This is a genomic window from Mesorhizobium sp. M0587, assembly GCF_040320945.1.
Classification (GTDB): Bacteria; Pseudomonadota; Alphaproteobacteria; order Rhizobiales; family Rhizobiaceae; genus Mesorhizobium.
Genome location: NZ_JAMYQP010000013.1, coordinates 1 through 22,857, shown reverse-complemented (window position 1 = coordinate 22,857; position 22,857 = coordinate 1). Strand labels below are relative to the sequence as shown.

The following is a 22,857-nucleotide window of genomic DNA, read 5'->3' as shown; positions in this document are numbered from 1 at the left end:
CCTCAGGATCTTGAAAATGCTGGTTTTTGCTTGGCCTTGAACGCACCGACGCCGGCCTTGAGGTCGCTGGTCAGTGCGATGAAGCCGCTGGCCAGCGCTTCGGTCGCGGCCGCACTTTCCTCGCCTTCGGCCACCGCGATCATCAGTTTTGCGGCTTCAGTGGCCAGCGGACCGCGCCCGGCGATCTTTTCGGCCCAGGCTTGTGCCTCGGCGAGCGACTTGCCAGTTTCGACTACCTTGTCGACCATGCCCAAGGCGAGCGCTTCGGGGGCGAGGAGGATCTCGCCGCCGAGAACCATGCGGCGCACCGTCTGCGCGCCGAACCGGCGCACGGCGCGCTGCGTGCCGGACCAGCCGGGCACGACGCCGATCGACGTTTCGGGAAAGCCGAGCTTGACCTGTGTTTCCGCGACACGGAAGTCGCAGGCGACCGCCAGTTCCAGCCCGCCGCCCAGCGCGTGGCCGGCCAGCACGGCAATGGTGGGCTGCCTGAGCCGCGCCAGCCGATCGAAGACGCGGTGGCCGTAGCGCACCCATTGCACCTGGAAATCGGCGGCGCTTAATCGCGCCCATGCCTCGACGTCGCCACCGGCGCAAAAGCCCTTGCCTTCGCCGCGGAGCAGCACGACGCGGACGCCGTCAGCCGCCTCCGCTGCGTCGAGCGCGCTTTCCAGTGCCCGCAGCATCGGAATATCAAGCGCGTTGAACTTTTCCGGCCGGCGCAAGGTGACGATGCCGATGGCGCCATCCTGCTCGAAGCTGACGAGAGGCTCAGCCATGCGCGCCTCCCAGCGAAGCGCCGTCGTTGAGCGACAGGCCGATCGGCCGGTCCTGGTAGAGGGCCGTCGGCATCACCTTGAGGTCGTTGGCGATGCCGAGTGGAATCTCGGCCTGATCAAGCACGTCGCGCTTGAGATCGATGCCCGGCGCCAGTTCCGTCACCATCAACCCGTCCGGCGTCAGCTTCATCACGCAGCGTTCGGTGACGTAAGTAATGTCCTGCCCTTGAGCGACCGCGCGCTTGCCGGAGAAGGAGATATGCTCGACCTCCGCGACCACCTTCTTGACCTTGCCCTCCTGGTCGATGCGGATGCCGCCGTCGGCCAATGAGAGTTTTGCTCCGGCATTGAAGAAGCCGGAGAAGACGATCTTTTTCGCCCGCGCGGTGATGTCGACGAAGCCGCCGGCGCCAGCGGTGACATGCGGCCGCGCCGAAAGCTTCGAGACATTGACCGAGCCGTGGCGGTCGATCTGCAGGAAGGACAGCAGCGAGGCGTCGAAACCCCCGGCCTGGAAATAGATGAACTGGTGCGGCGAGGGCATGATCGCCTCGGCATTCGAGGCGCAGCCGAACTTGAAGTCGAGCAGGGGCACACCGCCGACCGCGCCCTGTTCGATCACCCAGGTGACCTTGCCGTGCTGGCCTTCCTCAAGCAGGATGCGCGGCACATTGGCCGAGATGCCGAAGCCGATATTGACCGCCATGCCATCACGCAACTCCATGGCAACGCGCCGCGCGATGACTTTCTGGACATTCATCTCGGCGTTGCGGAAGCTCGACAGCGGCCGGAATATCTCGCCGGAGATGGCCGGATCATAAGGCGTCAGCGTCGTCTGCAACTGGTCGGGGGCCACCACGATATGGTCGACCAGTACGCCTGGCACGCGCACGTCGTGCGGCTTCAGCGTGCCGTTCTCGACCACACGCTTGACCTGCGCGATGACGACGCCGCCATTGTTGCGGGCGGCGAGCGCCTGTTCGAGCCCGCCGAGATAGGCGCCCTCATGCTCATAGGTGAGGTTGCCGCGCTCGTCGGCCGTGGTGGCGCGGATGATCGAGACATCAGGCACGATAGAGCGGAAATAGAGCCATTCCTCGCCGTCGAATTGCTGCACCGAAACGATCGGCTCGCTGGCGGCGTCGTTCATGGCGCAGCCCTGGTGGCGCGGGTCGGCGAAGGTGTCGAGCCCGACCTTGGTCAGCACGCCCGGCCGCTTGGCGGCGGCCTCGCGGTGCATGTCGAACAGGATGCCGGACGGCACGTTGTAGGCGGCGACCGAATTGTCGCCGATCATCTTCCAGATCTGCGGCGGCTCGGACGAAGAGGGGCCCGATGGATAGGAGCCGCACAAAGTGCGCTTCAGCAGGCCGGGCTTGGCCAGATGGTCGATACCCCTGATGCCGTACATGTCGCCGGCGGCGATCGGATGCAGCGTGGTGATATTCTTTGGGTGGCCCTCGGCGTCGAAGCGCTCGCCGATGGCGGCCAGCACGGCGTCCGGGCAGCCAAGACCGCTCGACGACGACACGGAGACGACCATGCCATCCCTGATCAGGCTCGCTGCCTGCCCGGCGGAAACGACCTTGCTCAATTCATGCTCCCGAGTTTCGGGTCGATCTTTATGGCCTTGCCAGCACTGGCCGATTGAAGCGCGGCTTCGGCCGATGCAAGCGACCAGATGCCGTCCTCTCCGGTGGCGGCGGGCTGGCCGTCGCCGCGGATCGCGCCATGGAATTGGCGCAGCGACCTGACATAGAGGTCCTCGCGGTCGAAGCTCAATTCCTCTTCGCCCTTGGCGGTGCGCAGCAGAACCGAGCCGACCGGCTGCTGCGTCATCACATCCCTGGCGACCAGCGAACCCTCCGAGCCGTGCACTTCGAAGCCGGTGCCGGCGAATCTGGTGGTGAAGCCTTCATGCGACTGGGCGATGACACCCGACTGGAAGCGCCAGATGCACATGGCGCCGTCTTCCAGCCCGCCGCCGGCCATGCCGGCCGACTGCGTAAAGGCCGAAACTTCCACCGGATCGTCGCCGAGCACGAAGCGCAGCGTGTCTGCATCGTGCACGGTGATGTCGAGCACCACGCCGCCGCCCGCTTCGGGCCTGGTGATGCGCCATCCCTGCAGATTCTCCGGCAGATAGACGGAATGGAAAACGCGCGCGGCGATCGGCCTGCCGATGCGGCCGGCGGCAATCGCCTCACGCATGGCGCGGTGCGCGCCGGCATTGCGCAGATGGTGGTTGGTGCCGAGCACGACGCCGGCGGCCTTGGCGGCGGCGACCATTGTGCGTGCATCCGCGCTGGTCAGGGCCAGCGGCTTTTCGCACAGCACATGCTTTCCCGCCCTGATCGCGGCGAGCGCCTGTTCGAGGTGCAACTCGTTGGTGGTCGAGATGTAGACGGCGTCGATACCGGATTTGAGAAGCGCATCGAGCGTCGACACAGCGGATGGTATGCCATTTTCCCCGGCATAGGCCGTGGCGCGTTCCGGGCTGGAACTCATCACCACCGAAATCTCGGCGCCATCTTGCGCGCGGATGGCATTGATCATGAATTGCCTGGCGATCGTGCTGGCGCCGATCAGCCCCCATCTGACGCTCATGCCGCGCCTCCGACGACCGCTGCCCTATTGCGGGTGCGGCGGTCCGGGCCGCAGCTTTCCCTGATCACGAGATTGACGGCCCCGATATGGTCCTCAGCACGGGTGGTGCCCGACTGGATCATCTTGAGCATGACATGGGCGGCGCGCTCGCCGAGACCCGGGCTATCGACCGCGACACTGGTCAGCGCCGGCATGTAGTGCTCGGCTTCGATCACGTCATCGAAGCCGACGACGGCGAAGTCCGGCCCCGGCTCGAGGCCTCGCTTGCGCAGCGCCAGCATGACGCCAAAGGCGACGGCATCGTTGAAGCAGAGCGCGGCGGTCGGCGGTTCAGCCATGGCAAGAGCGGTTTCCAGGCAAGCGATGCCGCCCTTACGGCTGGTCTCGCCCTCGATGACCAGCATGTCGCGCGTGTCGATGCCGAGCGTTTCGCAGGCCTCGCGAAAACCACCCACCCGCTCGTGATAGACCACAAGGTCGGATGAGCCGCCGAAGAAGGCCAGCCGGCGGTGTCCTTTGCCGATCAGATGAGCGGTGGCAAAATAGGCGCCGCGGTGATTGTCCGGCGCGATCACCGGGATGCGGCTTTCGGGCAACCGGCGCATGGCGAAGACGATCGGCACGCCGGCCATTTCCAGCCGCCGGAAGGCGCCCGGCGTAGTGCCGCGCGCCGGCGACACGATGAGCCCGGCGACGCCTTGTTCCATCAGCGATTTCAGCACCTCTTCCTGGCGCACAGGATTCTCGGCCGTGTTGGCCATGAAAGGCACGATGCCGGCAGACTGGAAGACGCGCTCCATCCCGACCGCCAGTTCGGCGAAGAAGGGATTGGTGAGATCGTTGATGACCATGCCGATGACGTTGGAATGGGCCTTGCGCAGATTGGCGGCGCCGCGGTTGTAGACGTAGCCGACATCCTCGATCGCCTTGCGCACCTTGACCGCGGTCTCGGGTCGGATCAGCCCGCTTCCCTGAAGAACCAGCGATACCGTCGACTTGGACACCCCCGCCTCGCGGGCAATGTCGAATATCGTCGCCTTGGCCCGGCTGGCCATCCTGATAATCCTCCCCACTTTTAACTCAATCTATTGGAACGTTCTAATCACCGCTTCAATCCCGAGTCAATCGAGATTTTTCCGCGTCCAAAAAGTTGATCGTCTGGCGTCGGAAACCGCCGTTTGGCCGGCGTCGTCGTGTTGCGATGCAGCATTTCCCAGGAGTAGATCCAGAATTTTAAAGCTCCTTGATTTATTGGAACGTTCCATTTATAGGGCGCGGCGAAGGGAGAGAGCGATGGACATTAGCTTGCCTGGTGAGGGTGGCCGCGGCACCCGCTACGCGCTTGTCGGCCAGCCGGTTCTGCCGGTGCCTGGCGCGCGGTTTTCGCGCATCGCCTATGCCGCCGCGCACGTCGTTGCCGATCCCCTCAACATGACCGACCCGTGGTCGCGACCGGTGGTCGACTGGGAGAAGACGATGGCGTTCCGTCACCATCTGTGGCGGCTCGGCTTCCGCATCGCCGAAGCGATGGACACTTCGCAGCGGGGCATGGGTTTCGACTGGGCGAGCGCACGGGAGTTGATCCGTCGCTCGATCGCCGAGGCGAAAACCGTCGAAGGCGCCGATCTGGCGTCGGGCGCCGGCACCGATCATCTGGCGCCGGCGTCGGCCAGGACGCTTCATGATGTAATCGCGGCCTATGAGGAGCAGTTCTCCTTCATTGAAGGGCAGGGCGGCAAGACGATCATGATGGCCAGTCGCGCGCTGTCGGCGGTTGCTAAGGGCCCGGACGACTATGCCAGCGTCTACGACCGCATTCTGAGCCAGGCGTCCGGCAAGGTCATCCTGCACTGGCTGGGCGACATGTTCGACCCGGCGCTGAAAGGGTACTGGGGCGCCCACGATTTCGACGCGGCGCTGGATACCGTCGTGGCGATCATCGAGCGCCATGCGATCAAGATCGAGGGGATAAAGATATCGTTGCTCGACGCTGGCAAGGAGGTGGCGCTCAGGAACCGCCTGCCGGATGGCGTCGCCATGTTCACCGGCGACGACTTCAACTATCCCGAACTGATCGCCGGCGACGGCCAGAAACATTCGCATGCGCTGCTCGGCATTTTCGATGCCATCGCGCCGGTTGCCAACGCGGCGCTGGCGAGATTGGCGGACGGCGACCGCGCGGGCTATGACGTGCTGATGGCGCCGACGGTGCCGTTGTCGCGAAAAATCTTCGAGGCGCCGACCGAGTACTACAAGGCCGGCATCGTCTTCATGGCCTGGCTGAACGGCCACCAGGATCATTTCGCGATGATCGGCGGCATGCAATCGGCGCGCGGCATCCGCCACTATGCGGATGTCTTTCGGCTTGCCGACCAGGCAGGTTTGCTGGCCGATCCGGAGTTGGCCGTCTCCAGAATGAAGAGCCTGTGCGCTGTCGCGGGCATCTGAGCCGCTGGATATGATGGTGAGATGTCAGCAGGCGAGATCGGTCCGGCGCGAGCACGACAGACATTGCAAAAGGTGTGCGCTTATTTCCACGACCGCACCGTGTGGGGGGAAACCGGATTTTGGTTCGAATGGTGGGCGTGACAGGGATTGAACCTGTGACCCCTGCAATGTCAATGCAGTGCTCTCCCGCTGAGCGTCGCTTTCGCTCCTATCGAAAGACTGAATAAATTCAGCTGCTTAACGCAGTCTACGATCTTTCCTGGCTACACGCAATCCTCAACTGAAATGATGGTTTTCGAGCCGTAGCTGTGACAGGAGTGTGACAGCTAACAGAAGAGTCCTCGGCCTGATAGACCAACGGCACGGGTTCCGATAGGCTCCCATGTGCGACTGCAAAACGTCATTTTCCAGCACAGTGGTAGAATATGGTCAATGTTATATGGGGGGCAACAAAGAAGCCCATATCTAGCCAGCAACTTGCTCGCTTCTTTGAGGGATACGTCCATGATGAGGGAGACTTGTTTGTCGGATATCCAGTCCTCGCTACACCAGAAGGCGCATTTTCTATTGACGCGCTCCTAATTAGCCCGTCCCGCGGGGTAGTCATCTTTGATTTAGTTGAAGGAAAAGTGGTTGGAGACTATACGAACCGACAAGATGACTGTGTTAACACGCTTGAGACGAAATTCCGCTCACACAAACCTTTAATGGCAGGACGACGATTAATAGTCGAGCCAAGGGTGATCACATATGCTCCTGCGGCTTCTATAAGCGATCTTGCAGTTGACAATTTTCCGCTTTGCAACGACGAGAATCTTCAAGAGACTCTCGATCAACTTATTGGATATCAGTGGCAGCCTTCGACTGCATATAACTCTGTGATTGCAGTCATCCAGGCAATCTCAACGATTCGAAGGGGCAAGCGCAGTCGCTCAGCTGTGAACCCTGACTCTCTGGGCGCGAGGTTGAAGGGGCTGGAGGACTCGATTGCCAACCTCGACGTGTTTCAAGGTCGGGCCGTGATTGAGACTGTGCAGGGCGTGCAGCGGATTCGTGGTTTGGCCGGATCAGGCAAGACAATCATTTTGGCGCTTAAGGCAGCGTACTTGCACTCACAGCATCCAGAATGGAAGATCGCAGTAACCTTCAATACCCGCTCCCTAAAAGAGCAATTCAGGCGACTGATCACAACCTTTGTGATTGAGCAGTCTGGAGAAGAGCCGGATTGGGACAATTTATCAATAATCAATGCATGGGGTGCGCCTGGTCACCCAGAAAAAAATGGAGTTTATTATAGCTACTGCAAGGCACATAACGTTACCTTTCACGACTTCCAGACCGCGCGTCGAATGTTTGGGTCGGGGGATGCTTTTGACGGGGTGTGTAAGACCGCTTTGGCCAATGCGACTTCTGAGATCGCAATGTACGACGTTATCCTAGTTGATGAGGCGCAAGATTTTGAGATCTCCTTTCTTCAGCTCTGCTATGCTTCCCTTACCGATGCAAAACGGCTGGTCTACGCCTATGACGAACTTCAATCTCTGACTGACAGGTCGCTGCCTGCCCCGGACCTTATTTTCGGAAATGATGAGAATGGGCGGCCACGTGTTGTGTTTCAAGAGCCCGAACCAGGCCAGCCACAACAAGACATCACGCTTGAGAAATGCTATCGCAACTCCCGTCCTGTTCTCGCGACAGCCCATGCTTTAGGTTTCGGCATTTATAGAACTCCCGATCCAAAAACCGGCACCGGGCTGATTCAAATGTTTCAAAACAATCAACTCTGGCAAGATGTCGGGTATCGTGTTGTGTCTGGAGCGCTTGAAGACAACAGCCCTGTACGCCTGGCTCGTACGCCAGAAACAAGTCCGATTTTCCTTGAAAAGCACTCTCCAATCGACGAGCTTATCCAGTTCCATTCGTTTGACACGCCGAATGGCCAGGCAGAATGGCTTGCCGATCAAATACAACGCAATCTTGAGCACGACGAGTTGGGCTACGATGACATCGTAGTCATAAATCCCGATCCACTTTCTACAAAAACTGCGGTTGGGAAAACTAGAAGATTGCTTTTTGATAGAAACATCAACTCGCATCTGGCCGGGGTGGATACGTCTCCGGATGTATTCTTTGATGTAGAAAACAAATCTGTTGCTTTTACGGGAATTTTTCGCGCGAAAGGAAACGAGGCGGGGATGGTTTACATAATCAACGCCCAAGACTGCTACTCCTCATTCGGGGGCTTGGCGCGAGTGAGAAATCAAATATTTACAGCGATAACGCGGAGTAAGGCGTGGGTGAGGGTGTTGGGGGTTGGGGATAAAATGCCTCTGCTCATTCAAGAATTTAACAAGGTGAAAAATGAGCACTTTGAGCTGGACTTTACAATTCCTGACGACGAGACGCGGAGACATATCAACATAGTGAACAGAGATATGACTGAGACCGAGAAGAAGAGCGTCAAGACTGTCTCTAAGGGCATTGACAAACTGATCGAGGATATCAGTTCGGGTGCGATAATGGTGGACGATTTGCCGTCAGAGCAGCTTGAAAAGCTGAGACAAATTTTATTGGCGAAAAAGTGAATGCTGTCTCCAGATCAAGTCAAGAAGCAGATAGATGCTCTCACTGGCGATCTTATTGAGGTTGGGTTGTGTAGCCGACAAAACTTCGCGATAAGGCGCGATTATTCAGGAGGCATAACGGAGATAACAACCGAAAAATACGATGACATGACCATATTTTTGAAGGACATCGAATATGGAGACATGTACATTGAGGTGTTGTCGAAAGAGATATATAATTTGCTATTGATAGACGGTGCTATCGTTCAGATGCAATATTACTATCGGGGTGGAGAGATAGACAAGCATAGGTTGGCTTTTTTCCCATCGCCAAACCTTGAAGAGTATCAAAATAATCCAGATGTATACGAAACTGACGAGTTATACGCCGACATTTTGCTCAAAAGTATCTATCCGGCCCCTATACGCTTTGATTTCGACAGAAGGTCTGCTGTTGATTTAGCTCATCCAATGTCGCACCTGACAATTGGTCAGTATAAAAATTGTCGTATTCCCGTCTCTGCTCCAACATCACCAAGCTTGTTTATGGATTTTATCCTGAGGTCGTTCTACAATACTGGATATCGTAAGTGTTATGACAAATTGACTATTTTTAAGGAAAGATATTCAGCAACGATCACGCCAACCGAGGCGAAGGCTATTTATTTGTCTCTGCCGGCAACTTCATATTAGTCGACACAATCCGATGGGCCGTTCCAAGTGAAATGTTGTGGTTTGTCGCAATTTGTCGCAATGATAAGCCTGCCTTGTGATCGGCTGTGACTTTTGCGTCATCTGTGACGATTCGGGGTCGTCCAAGCCTTTTGCCATTTGAGACAGCCCTAGTGAGACCAGCGATAACCCGTTCCCGTATCATTGCTCGTTCAAATTCGGCAAAGACCCCGGTCATTTGAAACATGGCTTTCCCAGACGGTGTCGTCGTATCGATCGCTTGTTGATGGAGGTAGAGGTCCACCTTATGTGCGTGGAGTTCGTCTAGGGCGCTCACAAGTCCAGCTAGGCTTCTACCTAAGCGAGACACGTCCCAGGACATCAGAACGTCGAATTTCGCTCTGGCTGCATCCTTGAGCATTTGGTCATATGCGGAGCGCTTGTCTCGCCCCTTGGTACCACTGATGCCTTCGTCCTCATAGACCGCTGAAATAGGCCATCCTTTCGACTGAGCGACTCTTTGCAGCTCAAGCATCTGGTTTTCTGTTGTCTGCTCCTTGGTGCTCACTCGAAGATACACTGCTGCTCGCTTCACCGACCTCTCCGTCTGTTCAAAAAACACTCCTTTTGTGAACGCAGATTTTGACTCTTTGAAGGCCATGGAAATCAAGGGCTTCTGACGCCGTTTTCCAATGGGGTTTTTTGAACGCAGGTTTCCATCGGAGATGCTCCTATTTGTATACACACTAGGTGGGGAGATTTGTCCCCTGAGATTCCGTAAACTGAGGCGTTCGGAATGATCTGTGCCGGTCAATCGGCTGTCTATGGGATAGAGCGCAGTGTTCGGAGGATTTAATCGTGATGGCAGCTTCAGAGCCAAGAAAGTTGTAATAGCAACTTTTTGTTCATGCCTGACGACTGTGAGCCCGGTTTTAAAGCTCGTCGAACATATTCGTTGTCTTGCTTGGCGAACTTGTTTCGTCGGATCCGCCTACGAGACTACCAGGTGACAGGCCGGGGGGTACCTATTGCGTATATAGCCTCGACCAATTTTTCGGGTCGGAAGCTGTAAACTTAGAAGTTGCCTTCGCTTTTGTGTTCAACGCAATCTGCGAGACTCCATGGTAATTCCGTAGCCGTTATATGCCTTGTCATGTTCTCAGACACCAGTCCCATAGACGACTTAGGGGTTGGGGTATACCTTTGCTAGCAAATTGCAGGAACGCTGCCATGGGACCGGTCCCTGTAATCTGCCCTTTTGGCGCGTCTCGCTGTGGCCTAGTCGCCTTTATCGTTAGAAGTCTATCCCCGAGAGACTCTGCTAGTAACTCTTCTCGACGTCTATACCCGATGTAATCTGGTGATTCCTTTCTCGCTAGGAAAAGCTTCATACCCAGGCTGTGGCGCTTGGAGGGAATGAGATTTGGATAGCCTGTTAGCAGATCGTCAAGGAGAGCAGGGGAGCGCTTTAGGGATATCGTCCTTCCTGCCATTCTCTGCCGATAGGCGCTCAGCATTATTTCGGACAGTTCGTTGTCATGGCCCTCGGCCACGATGAAGCTGTCATGGATTGGGAGGACAGGAATTCCTTTTTCGATCATCCTGATCATCACGTCCGCTGCAATGTCAGAATCCAGCCTTTGAAGCCGGATGCCTTCTCCAGAGCCGAAGAATTTTGCAATCGGTTTGTGTTTCGCCATGATCGCTTCTCGGAGGTCGTTCCATGTTACGCTTGGCGGCAGGTCTGATTTATGAGGAGGTTCAATCCGTCCCTTGGCGTTGATCATCGCAAGAGTGGCGGTTTTCACAACGCGACGAAACTCTGGTCCAAAACCCTCAATAGCGTAAGCGTCGCCTTCCAGCTGCTGGCCGATCATTGCATAGAGCATTGCCACTTGAATGCCCGAAAAATCCACCTCCACAGTGGGCGTGCCATTGATGGTTATAAATCGACGGTACCTCCCGGGGATGCTCTGCCACCACCCACCGTAGAATCGGCCACCATGATCGAATCTCCCTTGGTTGAAGACGCGATAGAGCCTCGTCGGAGCAGCCAGATCGGCTGATGGGGGTTCAGAGTCTGAGCGGCCAAATTCCTCATAATTGTGATCACGTGATTTTTGCAGTTCGACCATACTTTTGTCGTCGAGAAACAGATTCGTTTTAGCGTTGGATGACATGAATGAATTGTATCTAGCTAAGCGGGTCTCCATAGATCGGGTTTCTTCGTTGTGTTCGAAGTCCATGAAGCGACCGTCACTCTTTGATGAACCCTTCCTGAGGCGTATTGATGGTAAATCCATTCTCTCGAAAATCATATAGTATCTAGATGTATAATCGTCTATTCCAAATGTGTTCCTAGTAATGGGTAGTGAATATGAATTACTAGGATTAATCGATGTAGATTTCTCTTGTGCCATGTGGGTTAAGATAGCATCCTTAAGAAAATCTGATATCCATATTTCTGTTGGATATTGAAAGCCCCTTACCTTGTCGCGATTTCCTCCTTTTTTATGGATCAGTTGTGGATTGGAGTTGGCAAGATAGTTCACCACTTTCCGAACAGATCGGATGCCTAGACGGCGGGGATTGAATGGGCCTTCCGGATAGCCATCGTTGCTAAGGTCAATTCTAACGCCATAAGTCGGATGCAAAGCGTGCGATCGAAGGACATTGGCCAATATAACACTGAGAGCCGTTTTGACATTCTGGACGGCATCCTCCTTTCGCCGCTTCCCCGCTTTTTTTACAATATTCTCTGCAATAGGCGTCAGGAATTGATCAAACCGCGAAGACAGCTTCTGGGAGCGATCGAGCCATGGGGAGTTGCCATTGTAGATCATGACTCTATCCAATCAGGTAGTTGAGCTAGCAAGATCTCAAGGTCGCCAGAGATGCCTCCTAATTTTTGCTTGAGCGCGCGAGTTAGTCCTGCCTTTGATCGGCAAAAGCTTTCGGCATTCCATGCTGGCCTTCCGTCTAGATTACCTTTTCGGACCTGAAGAATCCATTGTATGTTGTCCTTGCAAGCAATAACTCTCCAATTATTATTTATTCGAAATACGAACTTGGCATATGTATCGCTTCGCTCCCTGTTGTCTGTGGCGAGTGTCGATCCTGTAGATTCGCGGTGTTTTTGTGTTATCGTACTGAAGACATCTTTGCTTGCCACTTCTGGAACTGTGCCAGGATCCCTGGCCGTTGCCGCGATAGGAGCAGGTTTTGATAACCCGATTAATTGGTATAGGACGTAGTGAAGCATGGTATTACTCTATTTTGGATGTGAAATTGGAATATTGACAAGCGTACGCTGGGCGCTCATCGTTGCTTAAACTTGAATTGAGTGCAAAAATCACGTGCTGACGGCACGGAAACGCTGAGAAAATTCAGCTAAAGCGGCTTCACCGCATCCTGTAGTTCATCCCGCTTCTGGCTTTCTGGCCTTCGTCGCTACAGAATTCGATCGAGAGATGGGAAAGGAGATAGCTCTACGCAAGAGGTAAGAACTACAAAATTTTAAGCCGTGCCCTGTAAGCGGTTGTTCCAGTTTGTTGGCTAACGGGAAGCGTCTGCCGGCGAAATTCAAAACGTCCCTGCACGGTCGTGGACCGGTCTCACAGTTGCCTTGGGGCATTCGCGGCTAATCGGATACGAAGAGTAGGTTGTCGCTCTCTGGGGCCGCTCTAAGACGAGAGATATGAGCGTTCTATTACGGTTGCGGCAGGAAGAAAGGTACGAGATATACAACTAGTGCAGCCGCACCATACGCCGCAGCTAATGTGGCAGCGACGCACGCGCCGATACCCACAACCCAAGCGATAAAACCGGCCAGCCGCCATTGCAACATTTCTTCGCGAGTCAATGGAAAATTCAATCCGGGTGGATAGAACAGCTCTTCTTCCTCGGCCTTCTTCGAACGTCCATTGCCAACGCGTAGGTATATGCGAATGGGAAAAAATGATCGGCGCGGTTTGGTTTTGTCGTCGCTCATCAATCTATCCCCCAACAGTCGAATACATAATAAAGTAGATAAACTCAAAGTGCGTAAGCTGCAATCCGTCCGTGCATGGATATGCGGAAATTGGTTGGACGGAACTTCGCCCGGCTGCGTCGTGAAAGCGGTCTAACCCAAGAGGACGTGGAGGCACGTTCGGGTTTCAGCCAGCAGTATCTCAGCGACCTTGAGCGCGGTAAGCGCAACCCAACTGTGATCACCCTCTATGAATTGGCCCAGGCGATTGGCGTCAGCCACGTTGACCTTGTTCGCCCTGATGGTGAAGATGCAGCTTGACCTTCCGTGAAGCCGTCCTGTGGGTCCTAGTTCACGAGGGATTGCCGTCTAGCTTTTTCGCAAGCTTTGTCTTGTCAGCATGAGCATACCGAAGCAGCATTCTAATATCCCGATGCCCGCTGATGGACGCCACTTCGGGTATCGTTAAACCCTTCTCAAAAAGCCTGCTGATGGCTTCGTGCCTTAAATCGTGGAAATGAAGGTCAAGAAGGCCAGCTCGTGCAACCAAACGATCCCATGCCAACCGCAGTGCGATGGGTGTTATTGGGAACACATTGGATCCGCTCCTCTGAAGGTTCGCTAGGATTTCCTTCGCGCTCACGGTCAAAGGGATCGACCTTGAATCACCATTCTTTGCCTTTGGGATGACCACTGAGCAGCAGGTTAGGTCTACAGAGTTCCAAAGCATGGAAAGAAGCTCCCCCCGTCTCATGGCTGTCTCTAACGCAAACAGCATGATGGGAAGGATCAGCCGATTCCTCGTTGCCTTTGATTCTGAGACAAGTCGTTCCAGCTCGCCGATTCGAAGGCGCCTCTCTCTTCGATTGCCTTCTGCGCCTGTTCTCAGGTCGGAAAGTGGATTGTTCCTTAAAGGAAGCTCCCACTCTCTTTTGGCAATGTTGAACATGTGGGAAAGAGGAGCCAATTGCCGCGCCAAAGTGGTGGCCGAAACGCACGTTAGGCGTCTATCTCGATAGGCCGCAAAATCTGCTGTTGTAAGAACCGACAGCTTCTTCCTGCATATAGGGTCACGGAGAAACGCGTTGAGTACGATGGTCTCATCAGCAGCTCCCCGTTTTGCAGGAACGACCTCATCGCGGTAGCGCTCTACGAGTTCCCCAAGCGAAATCGAATGCAGAACCTTTGTGTTTGTCGGGAGTTCATTCCGGTCTGCCTTGCCCTCCCAAAATCTGCCCCATTCTGTGGCGTCCACCTTCTTTAGGAATGATCTTGAAATAGTGGGAAAGCCCTGGCGGCGAATCTGGACTTGCCATTTGTCTCCACGCTTTCGAATTGTGGCCATTGCTTCGCACCCGCTGTGACAGAGTTGTGACAGCAGCGAATTCGAACAAACATCAGGAAAGCGGACAGATCGAAATTCTTTGTGTTTTCAATCTGTTGGATGGTGGGCGTGACAGGGATTGAACCTGTGACCCCTGCAATGTCAATGCAGTGCTCTCCCGCTGAGCTACACGCCCATCCGAAGCCGCGCATACACCATTTTTGATCCAGCGCGTCAATAGCAGGAAAAAGGAAAGAATCGCCGCAGCCGCGGAGGGGCGGCCGTGCGTCGCAGAAGGCGGCTCAGGCCGCCTGCAGCATCTTTTCGACCTCGTTGACGAGATCGCGCAGATGGAATGGCTTCGACAGCACCTTGGCGTCTTTCGGCGCCTTGGAGTCGGGGTTGAGCGCGACGGCGGCGAAACCTGTGATGAACATGACCTTCAAGTCAGGATCGATCTCGGTGGCGCGGCGTGCGAGCTCTATACCGTCCATCTCCGGCATCACGATGTCGGTCAGGAGCAGCGAGAACGGTTCCTCGCGCAGCCGTTCATAGGCACTGGCACCGTTGTCGAAATCGCTGACCTGATAGCCGGCGCGCTCCAGCGCCTTGACCAGGAAGCGACGCATATCGTCGTCGTCTTCCGCCAGAAGAATGCGTGCCATGATATCCCGTCCGAATCACCCGCCCGAGACCGCCGTTGGGCGGCCCCGTTAACCATCCTGTATATGAGACGGCGAGGGTAAACATCAAGTGAACGCGCACGATGATGAACCATATTCGCCGAGCGCGATGGACGCTGAAATGCTGGACACGCGGCCGCCAAGGTGGCACTTTCATTTCATGATGCACTGGTGTTTTCGGGTTCGTTCAAATTGAAGACGGCAGCCGAGGATTTTTCGGTCTTTCCACCCTTCGAAATCCGGTCGGGCGCCGAGCAGCGCGTTCCCTTTCTCTTCAACTCTCCGCATAGCGGCCGCTACTACCCGGAGCGGTTCCTCGCCATGGCCAGGCTGGACCGCAACGCCATCCGCCGCTCGGAAGACTGTTACGTGGACGAACTGTTCGGCGGCGCCGTCGCGCTTGGCGCGCCGATGCTGGCGGCGAATTTTCCGCGCGCCTATCTCGACGTCAACCGCGAGCCCTGGGAACTCGATCCGCGTATGTTCGCCGAGCCGGTGCCATCCTTCTGCAACATCCGTTCGGCCCGGGTGGCCGGCGGGCTCGGCACCGTGCCGAAGCTGGTCGGCGAGGGGCTCGACATCTATTCCGGGCGCCTGCCGCTGGCCGAGGCGGTCGCCCGCATCGAAGCCGTCTACAAGCCCTATCACGAGACGCTGAAACGGCTTTTGACCAGAACCCATGCGCGCTTCGGCTTTGCCGTGCTGATCGATTGTCATTCGATGCCGGCAAGCATCCGTGTCGGTGACAATGGTTTGCGGCCCGACTTCATCGTTGGCGACCGTTTCGGCATCTCGGCCACCGCGGCCTTGACCGAGACCGCCATCGGCCTGCTCACCGCCATGGGCTACACCGTCGCCCACAACAAACCCTATGCCGGCGGTTTCATCACCGAACATTACGGCCGTCCGGCGCGCCATCTGCATGCGCTGCAGATCGAGGTCAATCGCGGACTCTACATGAACGAGCGGACATTCGAGAAAGCCGCCGGCTTCGACGCATTGGCCGACGATCTGACGCGGTTTTCGGCCGACCTGATGGCGATGCCGGACCATCACTTCGTCGACCTGCCGCTGGCGGCGGAGTGAAATCGCGCTTGTTTTGCGCGCCGCCGGGCCAAAATCGCCGCGCATCCGAGGCGGAATTGGGGATTGCGGCGTAAAAAAAGACCGCATCGTTTTCACGACACGGTCGAAGTCTAGGGAGGAAACGCCCAAGGAGGGCATGGACAGGAAACCCTGTCCGAGGTCGAGGGTATGGTGCGCTGCACAAATGTCAACGACCTTCAGGCCTTTTTAATTCATTGTGATGTGGAAATTGCGTTTCGACGATGCCGGCGTGACATTTGGGCAACAGATCTCGCGACCGAAAAGTTGTCGAATACCCTTGTTTTAGCGGGAAATTGGCAGCAAACGACGGTTTGGGCATGCTGCAACGCGGGAGAATCAGTTGGACATCAGCATCGATTTCATGCGCCGCATCGCGCAGGCAGCGGCGGCAGAAACCTTGCCGCGCTTTCGCAGCCAAGGTGCCGTCGCCAACAAGGAAAAGGGCAGTTTCGACCCGGTCACCGAGGCCGACCGCGAGGCCGAGCGCGCCATCCGGGCGCTGATCTCGGCTGAGTATCCCGACCACGGTATTCTCGGAGAGGAGCATGGCAGCGAGAACATCTCCAGCAGGCATGTCTGGGTGATCGATCCGATCGACGGCACGCGCGCCTTCATCTCCGGCCTGCCGGTGTGGGGAACGCTGGTCGGGCTGACCGTCGACGGCGACGCCGTTGCCGGCATGATGGCGCAGCCCTTCACGGGCGAGCTGTTCTACGCCAATGCCTCGGGCTCCTACTATGAGGGGCCGGGAGGCCCACGAAAACTGACCACCCGCAAGACGACAAAGCTCGACGAAGCGACGCTTTTCACCACGACCCCGGCGCTGTTCAAGGACGAGGCGCGCAATCGCTACGATCTGTTCGAGAAGCAGATCCGGCTCGCCCGTTACGGCGCCGATTGCTACGCCTTCGCCATGATCGCGTCGGGAAGCGTCGACATCGTCGCCGATCCCGGATTGAAGCCCTACGATATCGTGGCGCTGATCCCGATCATCGAGAAGGCCGGCGGCGTCGTCACCACTTTCGACGGCGGGCCGGCGGAAAACGGCGGCGACATTGTGGCGGCGGCGACGCCGGAGCTTCACGCGGCCGCGATGGAAGCCTTGCGCGGCTGATATCTCCCGCGTTTTGGAAAACCGCTTCACACTTTTCCTGGAAGTGCTTCAGCGTGGCTTGATCGAGCGCTGGAATTCCGCCGGGGTGCGTCCGTAGAGCTGCCTGAACGCGGAACTGAAATGGCTGTGGCTGGAGAAGCCAAGGTCCATGCCGAGCGTGGTCAGATTGTCATAGCGGCCAAGCAGATCGAGTGCACGCGCCAGCCGCAGGCGCAGATGATAGCGATAGAGCGGCATGGCCTCGACCTGATGGAACATTTGCGTCAGGTAGACCGGCGAGACGCCGACCTCGGCGGCGATGTCGGCCAGCGTCCAGCGCCGCGACAGGTCCGAGGATAGAACCAGCTTGGCGCGGTCGACCAGCTTCTGGCGGCCGGGCGTGGCGCCGGCGGCATGCGAGGTCCGTTCGCCGAGGGAGCGCCGCACCAGCGTCAGCGCCAGCGTTTCGGCTTCAAGTGTCTCCGCGATCTTGCGGCTCAGGCTGTGGCGCAGCAACGCCACCAAGGCCTGCGCGCGCGGATCGATGCGCCGGCGAAGGCGGCGGAACGCCACGGCGGCGCCGGCGCATCCTCGATGACGAGATCGAGACAGGCGTCGCCACCCGCTACGGGGTGACTGATTTGATAGGCTTCCGCCTCATTGAAGAACAGCAGCTGATTGGCTTCGGCGACGGCGTCGCTGCGCCCGACGTGGCGCACAAAGACGCCACGATAGGGAAACACGAGATGCGTGGCCGAGGTGCATTCTTCGTCGCTCCTGTGCCGGCATTGGCCGCCGCAAACGACGTCCCTCACCCTGACGGTACCTGTATCCAGAAGCGGCTGGACCGTGAATTGCGACATGGCCGTTGCGTTCTTCCCTCGCACCGGAAAATGATTCCAGCATTGCAGACGGCACCCTACGCGATCGGCCTGCCCATTCCTGTCAGGAGACTGCTCGGCAGTGACCTCTCAGTCCCACAAGCGGCGCCTGAATTCGCAGTAGGCTTCGCCACGCGACAGGCCTATGTCCTTGAGCTGTTCGTCGGTCATTTCGAGCAGAGCGCGGCGGCTCCGTCGCTTCTCCAATTGCCGGCCGATCCAGCCGGCGACGGCAAGGAATTGGGCATGCAAGGACTGCCGGGTGGTGGCGGTGCGGACCGGTGGTGCCTGTGCCGGGACGTGGCCGGCCAGATACTGCGCCGCCGCTTGATCGGGGCGCATCGCTCAGTCCTCGCTGACGCCGGTTGCCGAGGCACCGGCTTCGTTCAACGCCTGTGCGCATTCTTCGCAGCAGACCTCGACGGTCTTGCCGTCGACCTTGACGCGGATCGGGTTGGCATCCAACTGGCAATCGCAGGCCGCGCAGGTTTTCTCAATCATGATATCATCTCCTTGGCGTTCAGTTCGACGCGGGCAGATGATCATTTCCGAGGCAGCACCGGCTGTCAGAATCTTTAGCATTCCGTCTGCCGTAGGTGCTGCCGGGCGACCCTCCTGACAGGAGGGTGTCAGCTGCCGTCGACTATGGAGATGTCGTCAAAGGGAGGACCAGACATGCCGACGCAATCAACAGCCGTCCATGCCGACGACGTCGCGCAGGACGGCCGTAGCGATTTCGATTTCTTCTTCGGCGAATGGAACGTCAGCCATAGAAGATTGCAAAAACGCCTGGCGGGCGACGGCAACTGGGATATTTTCGGTGGTACGTGCGCGGTGCGGCCGCTGCTCGGCGGGCTCGGCAATGTCGATGACAATGTGATCGAGCTGCCTGATGGCACCTACCGCGCCGCCACGCTGCGGACCTTCGATCCTGCAACGCGGCAATGGTCGATCTGGTGGATCGACGGCCGCAATCCGCTGACCATCGACGTGCCGATGCGCGGCGCCTTCGTCGGTGGCGTCGGCACGTTCGTTTGCGAGGATGTCTTCGAGGGCCGGCCGATCCGGGTCCGCTTCCTCTGGTCAGGAATGACGCAAAACAAGGCGCGCTGGGAGCAGGCCTTTTCAGGCGATGGCGGCGAGAGCTGGGAGACCAACTGGATCATGGAGTTTGCCCGCCAGGCATGAGCCGGCTGTCGGCGCGCTCAGGCCGTCGGATCGTCGCTGCCGGGAATGAAGGCGTCGAAGGCGGCGAAAAATTGCTCTCGGTAGATGTCGGCCTCCTGCAGGATTTCGTGGCGGGCGCCATCGATCATCAGCACCGAGCCGAGCCGCAGATGCCGGGCGTAGGTTTCCACCGCCTTGGTCGAGACGACCTGGTCGGCTCCGGCGGCGATCACGAGCAACGGGACCTGGATCCTGGCCATGAAATCAGGGTCGCTGATGGCTATCGATGCCTTCGCGGCGGCCAGCAGCCAGCGAATCGTCGGTCCGCCAAGCGCCAGTTGCGGGTACTCCTCGTAGATCCGCGTGTTGCGCCGGTAGCGTTGCGGGTCCGTCGTCACCTTGTTGGTGTCGAAAGGCGGCGTCACTTTCGGCCGCGGTCCCCAGGCGGCATAGAGCCGGCCAAGACCGAACAGACAGAACAGCGAACAGACCCGGTGGAGCGTCCCTATCGAGACCGGCAGATCGGGCAGCGTCAGGAACGGCGCGATCAGCACCATGCGCCGCACGCGGTTCACCATCGACGGCGCGGCCAGCAGCGCGATCACGGCGCCGGCCGAATGCGCCAGGATGTAATACGGCCCGCGGCAGTCGGGCAGCACGATTTCCTCGAAGAACTGTTCGAGGTCGGCCGTATAGTCGCGGAAGGAGCGGACATAGCCGCGCTGGCGATCACGGATCAGCCGGTCGGAATCGCCTTGGCCGCGCCAGTCGAGCGTGGCGACGCCAAGACCCCGGGAGGCAAGGTCGCGGATGGTTTCGAAATATTTCTCGATGCACTCGTTGCGGCCGGTGAGCACGACCACGGTGCCCTTCAAAGGACGTGCGACCGCGCCGAACAGACCATAACGGATCTTCTTGCCGTCGCGCGTGGTGAAGAAGCCACCGGTGGCGTTTTCCGGTCGCGGATTGCCATCAATTTCGTGAAAAAGGGGAGTGTCGTGCAATGTATCCGTCATTCGGCGCTTCGTCTTCGTGTGCCAGCCTGGCATGGCCGGCCTCGCCAAGGTGATAGACGCCAAGGCGTCAAAAGCAAAGGAATTCCCGGTGACGAGAGATCTGCAAGGCCTGCAAGGCCTGCAAGGGAAGACGGGGAAAGCCGGAAGCCGCTTGAAAGCGGCTTCCGGCCTCTGTCGATCCGGGAGGAAGGGACGTTAACACCCGGTTCGGCCTCGTCGCGGCGCCTCCAATCCCATCCGGCGCCGCAGTCCTTGATCCTGGGGAGCACTTTAGCGGCGGCTGTCTGAACGCGCGCCGAAATCCCGGTTCATCTGCCGTTCATCAAGGACGAGGCGCCCGTCTTTTGGGCATCGGGCGAAATCTTGAAATCAATTCGGGCGCTCCCCAAATGTCTGGCGTGGCCGCCAATGTCGGGGCCGCTGGTCTATCCGAAACGCCGATCACGGGTTTCGCACCGACCACACGCAAACCATGTTGCTCAACAGGAGAACACCTCATGCGTCACGTTGATTTTTCCCCGCTCTATCGTTCGACCGTCGGTTTCGACCGTCTGTTCACCATGCTCGATTCGCTTGCGCAGCCGGATGGCGCGCAGACCTACCCGCCCTACAACATCGAGCGCACCGGCGAGGATTCCTACCGGATCTCGATGGCGGTTGCCGGCTTCTCGGACGAGGAAATCTCGATCGAAGCCCACCGCAACGTGCTGACCGTCAAAGGCGAGCGCAAGGACGAGGACACCGGTGAAGGTTCCGAGCTGCTCTATCGCGGCATTGCCTCGAGGGCTTTCGAGCGCCGCTTCCAGCTTGCCGACCATGTCGAAGTCGTCGGCGCCGCGCTGAAGAACGGCCTGCTCTTCGTCGACCTCAAGCGCAACATTCCCGAGGAACTGAAGCCGCGCAAGATCGCGATCACCTCGGCTCCCGCCAAGACCAAGCAGATCGAGGCCAAGACCGCCGCCTAACTCCCATAAGTCTCCTCCCGAGACGGAAGCGGCGCCGAGAGGCGCCGCTTTTTTATTATCGAGAATGCTGGCTATCCGGCGATCAACTGGCCAAAGCGGTCGACCTCCTCGGCCGTCGTCGCAAAGCTGGTGACGAAGCGATAGAGTAACTCATCCTCGCCCAAATGGCCGTCGAAGCCATGCGGCTTGTGCCAGTCGTAGAAGGCGGCACCCGCCGCCTGCAGCCTTTCGGCTTCGGCTTTCTTGATCACCGCGAAAACCTCGTTGGCCTGCGGCAGCCAGGCCAGCTTGGCCGTCTCCGAATCCTCGATTGCCGCCGCAAGGCGAGCGGCCATGGCGTTGGCCTGCCTGGCCGTGTCGAGCCATAGCCCGTCCTTGAAATAGGCTTCGAACTGAGCGGCGACGAAGCGCGATTTCGAAAACAGCTGCGCGGCGCGCTTGCGCAGGAAGGACAATTCCCTGGCGCGGTCGAGATCGAACAGCACGATCGCCTCGGCGCACCAGCAGCCATTCTTGGTGCCGCCGAAAGAGAGGATGTCGACACCGCGCTTCCAGGTCATCTCCGCCGGCGTCGTATCGAGCGCGACCAGAGCGTTGGCAAAGCGGGCGCCGTCCATATGCAGCGGCACGGAATGCTGTTTGGCGATGGCCGAGATCGCGTCGATGTCGTTCAGGCCGTAGACGGTGCCAACCTCCGTCGACTGTGTGATCGAAACGGCCATCGGGCGGCCCCAATGAACCACCTCGCCAGCGAAACGGCCGATCGTCCTTTCCAGAGTGTGCGGGTCGATCTTGCCCAGCGCGCCGTCGACGGCATGCAGCCGCGAGCCGCCGGAAAAATACTCCGGCGCACCGCATTCGTCCTCGATGACATGCGATTCGCGGTGGGCGAAGGAAATGCCGCCGGGTTTGTTGAAGGTGGTCAGCGACAGCGAATTGGCGGCGGTGCCGGTCGCCACGAAGAACACCGCGACCTCGCGTTCGAAAATCTCGCTGAAGCGCCGATAGACGGCCTGGTCGAGCGCACTGTCGCCATAGGCGGTGGAAAAGCCGCCGGCCGCGGCCGACAGGCCTGCGGCGATATTGGGATGGGCGCCTGCCCAATTGTCGGAAGCAAAGAACATGCACCTGCCTATGTTTAGGGAAATCGGTACAAAGTTGACCAATTTCGCGCGCCGGCCGCAAGAGCCAGGTGCTGGAAAACCATTAACGCCAGCCAAGCTGGCGGGCCGCGCCCTGCGACTGAAGCTTACGTTTTTTGTTATTTTCACGTAATTTTCTGTCGCGGATCGACCAAGTTTTTTGTGAATCGGTCTTGGGGTTGTTGAGAATCAGGATTCCACTTTCGCCCTTTGAGTGATTCAAGCCTCATTTTGGAGGCTTTGATGATTCGAACGGTTCTGACGGACGAGCAATGGGAGAAGATGGCTCCGCATTGCCTTGGCAAGGTGACGGACGCAGGGCGTAGCGGCAAGGATAACCGGCTGTTCGTCGAAGCCGTACTGTGGAAGGCGCGCACGAACAGCCCCTGGCGTGATCTTCCGGAAGGCTTTGGCGATTGGAATGCGATCTTCAAACGCT

At 58.0% G+C, this 22,857-nt stretch carries 22 protein-coding genes, 1 tRNA gene and 1 pseudogene; 9 read left to right on the top strand and 15 right to left on the bottom strand.

The window, feature by feature from the left end; translation table 11 throughout:
- Positions 1–2: 2 nt before the first annotated feature.
- The 4 genes from NKI49_RS14280 to NKI49_RS14265 are packed head-to-tail and all read right to left on the bottom strand — an operon-like array spanning position 3 to position 4,441.
- Positions 3–779, bottom strand: coding sequence for an enoyl-CoA hydratase/isomerase family protein (locus NKI49_RS14280; RefSeq protein WP_352602080.1), 777 nt, complete (start codon positions 777–779; stop codon positions 3–5).
- Entirely contained in the window at positions 772–2,373 is a 1,602-nt protein-coding gene (locus tag NKI49_RS14275; protein ID WP_352602078.1) for an acyl CoA:acetate/3-ketoacid CoA transferase, read from the bottom strand. The genes NKI49_RS14280 and NKI49_RS14275 overlap by 8 nt, the downstream gene beginning before the upstream one ends.
- Positions 2,370–3,386, bottom strand: coding sequence for a Gfo/Idh/MocA family protein (locus NKI49_RS14270; protein WP_352602076.1), 1,017 nt, complete (start codon positions 3,384–3,386; stop codon positions 2,370–2,372). Before NKI49_RS14270 ends, NKI49_RS14275 begins: the two co-directional genes overlap by 4 nt.
- Positions 3,383–4,441, bottom strand: a complete 1,059-nt coding sequence (locus tag NKI49_RS14265; RefSeq protein WP_352602074.1) for a LacI family DNA-binding transcriptional regulator — start codon at positions 4,439–4,441, stop codon at positions 3,383–3,385. The genes NKI49_RS14270 and NKI49_RS14265 overlap by 4 nt, the downstream gene beginning before the upstream one ends.
- 238 nt (positions 4,442–4,679) lie before the next feature.
- Here NKI49_RS14265 and NKI49_RS14260 point away from each other — a divergent pair, with 238 nt between their 5' ends.
- The 3 genes from NKI49_RS14260 (at position 4,680) to NKI49_RS14250 (ending at position 9,091) form a co-directional block, all read left to right on the top strand.
- Complete coding sequence (locus tag NKI49_RS14260) at positions 4,680–5,834, top strand: dihydrodipicolinate synthase family protein (RefSeq protein WP_352602072.1); 1,155 nt, start codon at positions 4,680–4,682, stop codon at positions 5,832–5,834.
- A 425-nt stretch (positions 5,835–6,259) separates the two neighbouring features.
- Complete coding sequence (locus tag NKI49_RS14255) at positions 6,260–8,419, top strand: DEAD/DEAH box helicase (RefSeq protein WP_352602070.1); 2,160 nt, start codon at positions 6,260–6,262, stop codon at positions 8,417–8,419.
- Positions 8,420–9,091, top strand: coding sequence for a DUF2290 domain-containing protein (locus NKI49_RS14250; RefSeq protein ID WP_352602068.1), 672 nt, complete (start codon positions 8,420–8,422; stop codon positions 9,089–9,091).
- Here NKI49_RS14250 and NKI49_RS14245 read toward each other — a convergent pair.
- The 3 genes from NKI49_RS14245 to NKI49_RS14235 all read right to left on the bottom strand — a co-directional run bounded on the left by NKI49_RS14245 (position 9,057) and on the right by NKI49_RS14235 (position 13,061).
- A complete protein-coding gene (locus NKI49_RS14245) occupies positions 9,057–9,731 on the bottom strand; it encodes a recombinase family protein (RefSeq protein WP_352602066.1) in 675 nt (224 codons plus the stop codon). The two genes, NKI49_RS14250 and NKI49_RS14245, sit on opposite strands and share 35 nt — an antisense overlap.
- Positions 9,732–10,221: 490 nt before the next feature.
- The gene (locus NKI49_RS14240; protein ID WP_352602064.1) at positions 10,222–11,913 is read right to left on the bottom strand and encodes a hypothetical protein; all 1,692 of its coding nucleotides are present in this window, start codon (positions 11,911–11,913) and stop codon (positions 10,222–10,224) included.
- 866 nt (positions 11,914–12,779) lie between these two features.
- Entirely contained in the window at positions 12,780–13,061 is a 282-nt protein-coding gene (locus NKI49_RS14235; RefSeq protein ID WP_352602062.1) for a hypothetical protein, read from the bottom strand.
- 75 nt (positions 13,062–13,136) lie between these two features.
- Between NKI49_RS14235 and NKI49_RS14230 the strand changes: the two genes are divergently transcribed.
- Entirely contained in the window at positions 13,137–13,361 is a 225-nt protein-coding gene (locus tag NKI49_RS14230; RefSeq protein WP_352602060.1) for a helix-turn-helix domain-containing protein, read from the top strand.
- 31 nt (positions 13,362–13,392) lie between these two features.
- On the opposite strand, the gene NKI49_RS14225 is transcribed toward NKI49_RS14230, so the two are convergent.
- The 3 genes from NKI49_RS14225 to cpdR all read right to left on the bottom strand — a co-directional run bounded on the left by NKI49_RS14225 (position 13,393) and on the right by cpdR (position 15,029).
- Positions 13,393–14,385 carry a tyrosine-type recombinase/integrase gene (locus tag NKI49_RS14225; RefSeq protein ID WP_352602058.1) on the bottom strand — a complete coding sequence of 331 codons (993 nt, stop codon included), beginning with the start codon at positions 14,383–14,385 and terminating at the stop codon, positions 13,393–13,395.
- 100 nt (positions 14,386–14,485) lie between these two features.
- Positions 14,486–14,560 (bottom strand) — tRNA-Val (locus tag NKI49_RS14220).
- A gap of 106 nt (positions 14,561–14,666) precedes the next feature.
- A complete protein-coding gene (cpdR, locus tag NKI49_RS14215; RefSeq protein WP_006199474.1) occupies positions 14,667–15,029 on the bottom strand; it encodes a cell cycle two-component system response regulator CpdR in 363 nt (120 codons plus the stop codon).
- Positions 15,030–15,191: 162 nt separating this feature from the next.
- Between cpdR and NKI49_RS14210 the strand changes: the two genes are divergently transcribed.
- The gene (locus tag NKI49_RS14210) at positions 15,192–16,133 is read left to right on the top strand and encodes an N-formylglutamate amidohydrolase (protein WP_352602056.1); all 942 of its coding nucleotides are present in this window, start codon (positions 15,192–15,194) and stop codon (positions 16,131–16,133) included.
- 361 nt (positions 16,134–16,494) lie between these two features.
- A complete protein-coding gene (gene hisN / locus NKI49_RS14205) occupies positions 16,495–17,268 on the top strand; it encodes a histidinol-phosphatase (protein ID WP_352602054.1) in 774 nt (257 codons plus the stop codon).
- Positions 17,269–17,316: 48 nt separating this feature from the next.
- On the opposite strand, the pseudogene NKI49_RS14200 reads toward hisN, so the two are convergent.
- The 3 genes and pseudogenes from NKI49_RS14200 to NKI49_RS14190 all read right to left on the bottom strand — a co-directional run bounded on the left by NKI49_RS14200 (position 17,317) and on the right by NKI49_RS14190 (position 18,629).
- A pseudogene (locus NKI49_RS14200) lies at positions 17,317–18,110 on the bottom strand (helix-turn-helix domain-containing protein).
- A 108-nt stretch (positions 18,111–18,218) separates the two neighbouring features.
- Positions 18,219–18,470 carry a DUF1127 domain-containing protein gene (locus NKI49_RS14195; protein WP_352602052.1) on the bottom strand — a complete coding sequence of 84 codons (252 nt, stop codon included), beginning with the start codon at positions 18,468–18,470 and terminating at the stop codon, positions 18,219–18,221.
- Positions 18,471–18,473: 3 nt separating this feature from the next.
- Positions 18,474–18,629 carry a hypothetical protein gene (locus NKI49_RS14190; RefSeq protein WP_352602050.1) on the bottom strand — a complete coding sequence of 52 codons (156 nt, stop codon included), beginning with the start codon at positions 18,627–18,629 and terminating at the stop codon, positions 18,474–18,476.
- Positions 18,630–18,803: 174 nt separating this feature from the next.
- Between NKI49_RS14190 and NKI49_RS14185 the strand changes: the two genes are divergently transcribed.
- Complete coding sequence (locus tag NKI49_RS14185) at positions 18,804–19,316, top strand: DUF1579 domain-containing protein (RefSeq protein WP_352602048.1); 513 nt, start codon at positions 18,804–18,806, stop codon at positions 19,314–19,316.
- A 17-nt stretch (positions 19,317–19,333) separates the two neighbouring features.
- On the opposite strand, the gene NKI49_RS14180 is transcribed toward NKI49_RS14185, so the two are convergent.
- Entirely contained in the window at positions 19,334–20,311 is a 978-nt protein-coding gene (locus NKI49_RS14180; RefSeq protein WP_352602046.1) for an alpha/beta fold hydrolase, read from the bottom strand.
- Between the two features lie 497 nt (positions 20,312–20,808).
- Between NKI49_RS14180 and NKI49_RS14175 the strand changes: the two genes are divergently transcribed.
- Entirely contained in the window at positions 20,809–21,276 is a 468-nt protein-coding gene (locus NKI49_RS14175) for an Hsp20 family protein (protein ID WP_352602044.1), read from the top strand.
- Between the two features lie 71 nt (positions 21,277–21,347).
- Here NKI49_RS14175 and NKI49_RS14170 read toward each other — a convergent pair whose 3' ends face one another.
- The gene (locus NKI49_RS14170) at positions 21,348–22,400 is read right to left on the bottom strand and encodes a threonine aldolase family protein (RefSeq protein ID WP_352608405.1); all 1,053 of its coding nucleotides are present in this window, start codon (positions 22,398–22,400) and stop codon (positions 21,348–21,350) included.
- Between the two features lie 261 nt (positions 22,401–22,661).
- Between NKI49_RS14170 and NKI49_RS14165 the strand changes: the two genes are divergently transcribed.
- Positions 22,662–22,857, top strand: a 196-nt coding sequence (locus NKI49_RS14165) for a transposase (protein ID WP_352695661.1), incomplete at its 3' end; no start/stop codon positions are given.

Bases quoted from the DNA above. Each gene is read 5' to 3' on its own strand.
- NKI49_RS14280 (WP_352602080.1), bottom strand. From the start codon at position 779: ATGGCTGAGCCTCTCGTCAGCTTCGAGCAGGATGGCGCCATCGGCATC.
- NKI49_RS14270 (WP_352602076.1), bottom strand. From the start codon at position 3,386: ATGAGCGTCAGATGGGGGCTGATCGGCGCCAGCACGATCGCCAGGCAA.
- NKI49_RS14265 (WP_352602074.1), bottom strand. From the start codon at position 4,441: ATGGCCAGCCGGGCCAAGGCGACGATATTCGACATTGCCCGCGAGGCG.
- NKI49_RS14260 (WP_352602072.1), top strand. From the start codon at position 4,680: ATGGACATTAGCTTGCCTGGTGAGGGTGGCCGCGGCACCCGCTACGCG.
- NKI49_RS14255 (WP_352602070.1), top strand. From the start codon at position 6,260: ATGGTCAATGTTATATGGGGGGCAACAAAGAAGCCCATATCTAGCCAG.
- NKI49_RS14250 (WP_352602068.1), top strand. From the start codon at position 8,420: ATGCTGTCTCCAGATCAAGTCAAGAAGCAGATAGATGCTCTCACTGGC.
- NKI49_RS14245 (WP_352602066.1), bottom strand. From the start codon at position 9,731: ATGGCCTTCAAAGAGTCAAAATCTGCGTTCACAAAAGGAGTGTTTTTT.
- NKI49_RS14240 (WP_352602064.1), bottom strand. From the start codon at position 11,913: ATGATCTACAATGGCAACTCCCCATGGCTCGATCGCTCCCAGAAGCTG.
- NKI49_RS14235 (WP_352602062.1), bottom strand. From the start codon at position 13,061: ATGAGCGACGACAAAACCAAACCGCGCCGATCATTTTTTCCCATTCGC.
- NKI49_RS14230 (WP_352602060.1), top strand. From the start codon at position 13,137: ATGGATATGCGGAAATTGGTTGGACGGAACTTCGCCCGGCTGCGTCGT.
- NKI49_RS14225 (WP_352602058.1), bottom strand. From the start codon at position 14,385: ATGGCCACAATTCGAAAGCGTGGAGACAAATGGCAAGTCCAGATTCGC.
- cpdR (WP_006199474.1), bottom strand. From the start codon at position 15,029: ATGGCACGCATTCTTCTGGCGGAAGACGACGACGATATGCGTCGCTTC.
- NKI49_RS14195 (WP_352602052.1), bottom strand. From the start codon at position 18,470: ATGCGCCCCGATCAAGCGGCGGCGCAGTATCTGGCCGGCCACGTCCCG.
- NKI49_RS14190 (WP_352602050.1), bottom strand. From the start codon at position 18,629: ATGATTGAGAAAACCTGCGCGGCCTGCGATTGCCAGTTGGATGCCAAC.
- NKI49_RS14185 (WP_352602048.1), top strand. From the start codon at position 18,804: ATGCCGACGCAATCAACAGCCGTCCATGCCGACGACGTCGCGCAGGAC.
- NKI49_RS14180 (WP_352602046.1), bottom strand. From the start codon at position 20,311: ATGACGGATACATTGCACGACACTCCCCTTTTTCACGAAATTGATGGC.
- NKI49_RS14175 (WP_352602044.1), top strand. From the start codon at position 20,809: ATGCGTCACGTTGATTTTTCCCCGCTCTATCGTTCGACCGTCGGTTTC.
- NKI49_RS14170 (WP_352608405.1), bottom strand. From the start codon at position 22,400: ATGTTCTTTGCTTCCGACAATTGGGCAGGCGCCCATCCCAATATCGCC.